A 5866-nucleotide genomic window follows, 5' to 3' on the forward strand; every position below is an offset into this window, starting at 1 on the left:
GTGATGCCCGCGGTGAAGGCGCGTCCCAGGGCGTGGGCGAGCTGGGTCATGCCGCCCTGGTTCCGCTGGAGGGTGGGCACGGTGACGGCGGGCACGTCGAGACGCTCGCTGGTCTCCTGCATACCCAGGCTGAGTACGGGGTGCGGGCTGGACTCGATCAACACCCGGTAGCCATCGGCGAATACCGCTTCCATCGCCGTTTCGAACCGCACCGGACGCCGCAGGTTCTCCACCCAATAGTCCGTATCCAGGGTGGTCGTGTCGATCCGGGCGCCGGTCACCGACGAGTAGAACGCCACCTGCGTGGCCTCAGCCGGAGATATCTCACCCAACCGCTCCACCAGAGCATCGGTGATCTCATCGACCTGCGGACCATGCGAGGCATAGTCCACATCGATCAACCTCGCCCGCACCCCATCCGCCTCCGCCGCAGCCACCACCGCCGCGACCGCCTCCGGAGGCCCGGAAACCACCATCGAAGACGGACCATTGACCGCAGCCACCCCCACACCCACCGCCCGCTCACCAAGCCGCGCGATCAACTCCCCGGTTCGCACCTGCCCAGCAGCGATCGAGGCCATCGCCCCACGCCCCGACAAAGCCCGCAGCGCCTGCGACCGCACCGCCACAATCCGCGCACCGTCCTCCAAGGACAACGCACCCGCCACCACCGCCGCCGCGATCTCACCCTGCGAATGCCCCACCACCGCAGCCGGCCGCACCCCAAACCACGCCCACACCTCAGCCAACGACACCATCACCGCCCACAACACCGGCTGCACCACATCCACCCCACCCGAGCCCATGGGGTCCTGTCCTCGCAGCACACCCGACAACGACCACCCCACAAACGGCGCCAACGCCGCCTCACACTCAGCAATCCGCCCCGCGAACACCGGACACGCATCCAAAAGCTCCACCGCCATCCCCACCCACTGCGCCCCCTGCCCCGGAAACACCAACACCGCACCCGAACCACCAACCCCAGCCCCAGCCCCACCAGCAGCCTCAGCCTCGGCGCCGGCCACCACCCCCGCCACCGGAACACCCGACGCCAACGCCTCCAGGCCCGCCACCAGCTCATCCCGGTCACCACCCAGCACCACCGCACGGTGATCGAACACCGACCGACTGGCCACCAACGACCACCCAATATCAAGCACCCCCGCACCCGCACTACTGGCGAACTCCGCCAAGCGATGCGCCTGCCCCCGCAAACCCTCGACGGTCTGACCCGACACCACCCACGGTACGACACCATCGACCTTGCCGCCCGCAGCAGGCCCCACCGGCTCTGCCAGTTCGGCCGGTTCGGCCCATGGTTCCGGGGCCTGCTCCAGGACCACATGTGCGTTGGTGCCCGAGATCCCGAACGCCGACACACCCGCCCGACGCGGACGACCCACCTCAGGCCAGGCCACCGCCTCACTCAACAACCGCACCCCACCCGAACCCCAATCCACATGCGGCGTCGGCTCATCCACATGCAAACTCGCCGGCAACACCCCATGCCGCATCGCCAACACCATCTTGATCACACCCGCCACACCCGCCGCAGCCTGCGTATGACCCAAATTCGACTTCACCGACCCCAACCACAACGGCCGACCACCCGACCGACCCTGCCCATAAGTGGCAAGCAGAGCCTGCGCCTCGATCGGATCACCCAACGTCGTCCCCGTCCCATGCCCCTCCACCACGTCAACATCAGCCGCCGACAACCCCGCATTCGCCAACGCCTGACGAATCACCCGCTGCTGCGACGGACCATTCGGCGCCGTCAACCCATTACTCGCACCATCCTGATTCACCGCACTCCCCCGCACCACCGCCCACACCCGATGCCCATTACGCCGCGCATCCGACAACCGCTCCAACACCACCAACCCCACACCCTCGGCGAAGCCGGTGCCGTCAGCGGCGGCGGCGAACGGCTTGCAGCGGCCATCGACCGCCATACCGCGCTGCCGGGAGAACTCCACGAAAACGCCAGGGGTGGACATCACCGTGACGCCGCCCGCGAGTGCCATCGAGCATTCGTCCTGACGCAGTGCCTGGCAGGCCATGTGAATGGTGACCAGGGACGATGAGCATGCGGTGTCCACGGTCATCGCGGGGCCCTCGAGCCCCAGCGCGTACGAGACCCGCCCGGAGGCGACACTGCCCGCTGTTCCGGTGGCGATGTACCCGGCGATGTCGCTGGTCACCTCGCCCAGCTGGGTCGCGTAGTCATGCGCGCTGACTCCGGTGAACACGCCGGTACTGCTGCCCTGCAGGGTCTCCGGGGGGATGCCGGCCCGTTCGATCGCTTCCCAGGCGGTCTCCAGGAGCAGCCGCTGCTGCGGATCCATCGCCTGGGCCTCGCGTGGGCTGATCCCGAAGAATCCCGCGTCGAAATCCCCCGCGTCGTACAGGAAGCCGCCCTCCCGCACATAGCTGGTGCCGGCGTGCTCGGGGTCCGGGTGGAACAGGGCGTCCAGGTCCCAGCCCCGGTCGACAGGCTGGCCGGAGATGGCGTCCTCACCGTTGACGACAAGTCGCCACAGGTCCTCCGGCGAGTTGACGTTTCCGGGGTAGCGGCAGGCCATCCCGATGATCGCGATGGGTTCGCGGACGCGTTCCTCCAGGTCGCGCAGTTGCCCGAGGGCCTCGCGCAGGTCGGTGGTGGCCCGCCTGAGGTAGCTGCGCAGCTTCTCGTCGTCCGCCATATCGCATCAACCCTGTCGAGAGGTGCCGTCGTTGTTCCCGGGGTTCTGGCCGTGGGTGCCGCTCAGCCCGTCGAGGACCTCGAAGAGTTCGTCGTCGCTGGCGGTATCGAGGTCGTCATGGGCCGCGGAGGGCGCCGTTCCGTCGTTGGCGTGGTTGGTCGCCTTGCGGACGAGGTCGCGCAGGCGTCCGGTGATCAGCCGTCGCTGCTCCTCGTCGGCCAGGAAGCCGGTCATATCGGCCTCGATCCGGTCGAGTTCGGCGAGGAGTGAGGCCGCCGACGCGGTGGTCTCCGGGACGAGGCACTCATGGAGGTATGCGGCGATGGCGGCCGGGCTCGGGTGGTCGAAGACCAGAGTGGCCGGCAGGCGCAAGCCGGTCGCGATGCCGAGCCGGTTGCGCAGTTCGACGCCGGTCAGCGAGTCGAAGCCGAGTTCGCGGAACTTCTGCTGGGGCTGGAGGGAGACCGGACTGTCGTGGCCGAGGACGGCGGCCGCGTGCTTGCACACCAGGTCGAGTACGGCCTGCCGCCGGTCGGCCTCGGGCAGCGCCAGCAGAGTCTGGTCGAAGCCGATGGCTGTTCCCCGGTCCGCGGCCTGCGGGGCGGCGCTCGGCAGCAGGTCGCGCAGAACGGGGGGGATCTCCCTGGTGCCTGTGCCCTGGCGGCGCATCCGAGCCAGATCGAGCTGGACCGGCACCAGCAGGGGCTCACCGCTCGCGACAGCGGCATCGAACAGCGCCAGGCCCTGCTCGGGGGTCAGGCCGACCACTCCGGACCGGGCATGGCGGGCCCGTACCGCGGCGTCCTGCCTCCCGGACATTCCGGTGGACTGCTCCCAGAAGCCCCAGGCCAGCGAGGTGGCCGGTAGGCCCTGCGCCTGGCGGTGCTGGGCGAGCGCGTCAAGGAAGGTGTTGGCGGCCGCGTAGCTGCCCTGTCCCGCGCCTCCGATCAGGCCGGCGATGGAGGAGTACAGCACGAAGGCGGACAGCTTCCGGTCCTGGGTGAGTTCGTGCAGGTACCAGGCGGCGTCGGCCTTGGCGTGCAGCACATCCTCCAGGTGCTGCGGGGTGAGGGTGTGCACCGTACCGTCCCGGACGACGCCGGCGGTGTGGATCACAGCGGTGAGCGGGTGCCGGTGCGGGATGGAGTCCAGCAGTTCCGCCACGGCGGCCCGGTTCCCGAGGTCGCATGCGCGGAGGCTGACGTGGGCGCCCCGGGCGGTGAGTTCGGCGACGAGTTCGGCGGCGCCGGGAGCCTCTGGTCCGCTGCGGCTGGCGAGCAGCAGCCGCCGTACGCCATGGCGCGTCACCAGATGGCGGGCGATGATCGCGCCCAGAGTGCCCGTTGCACCGGTGACCAGAACGGTTCCGTCGCCGTCGAGCGCGTCGAAGCCGGATTCCGTGCCTGCGTCCGACGGCGTGGCACGGTAACGGGTGAGCCTTGGAACGAGGATCCTGCCGTCGCGCAGCGCCAGCTGTGGTTCGTCCGCGGCGAGCGCGGTGGGCAGGGCGCGCGATGAGGCGTTGCTGTCGTCGAGGTCGAGCAGGAGAAGCTGACCGGGGTACTCGGACTGGACACTGCGCGCCAGCCCCCAGACGGCCGCGCCGGCCAGGTCGGGTACGTCCTCGCCGGGCTGCGTGGTGACGGCGCCCCGGGTGACCAGGGCAAGTCGGATGCCGCTGAGTTCCGGGTCGGAGAGCCACTCCTGGAGCAGGGCGAGGTGCCGGCTGGTCGTGTCCGATGTACGTGCCCTCGGGTCGTCGTCCGCGCCCTCCGGAACGGCCACCACGACAAGGATGGTCTCCGGGGCGGGTGCTCCACCGGCCGTCGCGGTACGCAGGGCGGCCAGATCCTGGTAGCCGTCGGCGTCCGGCAGCACGGCCTCCAGGGCGGCACGTTCCCGGTCCGGTCCGATGACGGCCGTCCGGGCGGTGGAGGTACCGGCGGGGGTGGCCGGCGAGATCCAGTCGAGCCGGAACAGCGACCGGCTGTCGGCTCGCTGCCCCTGCGCCAGCTCGGCGGCCGATACGGGGCGAACCGTCAGCGCGTCCAGGGTGACCACATGCGCGCCGTTCGCATCGGCGGCGGTGATACTGAGCGAGTTGTCCGCCGCGGGAGCGATCCGTACCCTCAGCTCGCCGGCGCCGGTCGCGTGCAGCCGCAGCCCGGCCCAGGAGAAGGGCAGGAGGATCTGGTCCTCGTCGGCTTCCTGAGAGGTGTCGTCCCCGTGCTCGGGGCCGGTGCCATTGCCACCACCGGGTTCCGGGCCGGCTCCCAGGGCGAGGGCCCGCAGTGCGGCGTCGAGAAGCGCCGGGTGAACGCCGTAGTCGGTGGCGCGGACGCGCTCGTCCTCGGCGAGCGCGACCTCGGCGTACAGCACCTCGCCCTGGCGCCAGAGCGCGGTGACGCCGGGTTCCGGCAGCGGCGGGACGATCGGCACGGCGCCGCCGGGCGGCCAGACCCCGTCCAGCGCTTCGGGCGTGGCGGGGGGCGGGGCTGCCGCGAGCACACCCGTGGCATGGCGCGTCCACGGGGCGTCGGCGGCCTCGGCAGTGAGACGGGAGAGGAACGCGATGGACCGCTGCCCGGAGTCGTCTGGCGCCCCGATCACGACCTGGAGGTCGATCGCTCCCTCCTCCGGGATGACCAGCGCGGTGTGCAGCGTGAGCTCGGCCACGTGGTCGCAGCCGGCACGGCCCGCGGCATGCAGGGCGAGCTCGGCGAAGGCGGAGCCGGGCAGCCAGGCCCTGTCCATCACCCGGTGTTCCATCAACCAGGTCGCGGAGTGGCTCTCCCGGGAGATCCGCCCGGTCAGAACGAGCGTGCTGTCCTCCGCCACCTCCATGACGGCGCCCAGCAGGGGATGGGCGGCGGACGTCAGACCGAGTTCGGCGGGATCCCCGGTGCGATCGGCGAGCAGCCAGTAGTGCTGGCGTTGGAAGGCGTAGGTGGGGAGGTCGATGAGGGCGGGGGTGGGGTCGGTTCCGTCGATGGTGTCGGTGGGTGTGGTGAACCAGGCTTTCCAGTCGACGGTGATGCCCGCGGTGAAGGCGCGTCCCAGGGCGTGGGCGAGCTGGGTCATGCCGCCCTGGTTCCGCTGGAGGGTGGGCACGGTGACGGCGGGCACGTCGAGACGCTCGCTGGTCTCCTGCATACCCA

At 70.5% G+C, this 5866-nt stretch carries 2 protein-coding genes; both read right to left on the reverse strand.

Going from position 1 to position 5866, the window contains the following annotated elements:
• Positions 1-2708: type I polyketide synthase (locus tag E4099_RS27995; RefSeq protein ID WP_135341918.1), on the reverse strand; the 2708-nt coding region annotated here is incomplete at its 3' end.
• A gap of 6 nt (positions 2709-2714) precedes the next feature.
• The coding region (locus E4099_RS28000; protein ID WP_135341919.1) for a type I polyketide synthase at positions 2715-5866 on the reverse strand (3152 nt) is incomplete at its 5' end.

Source organism: Streptomyces palmae (genome assembly GCF_004684805.1).
Lineage (GTDB): Bacteria > Actinomycetota > Actinomycetes > Streptomycetales > Streptomycetaceae > Streptomyces > Streptomyces palmae.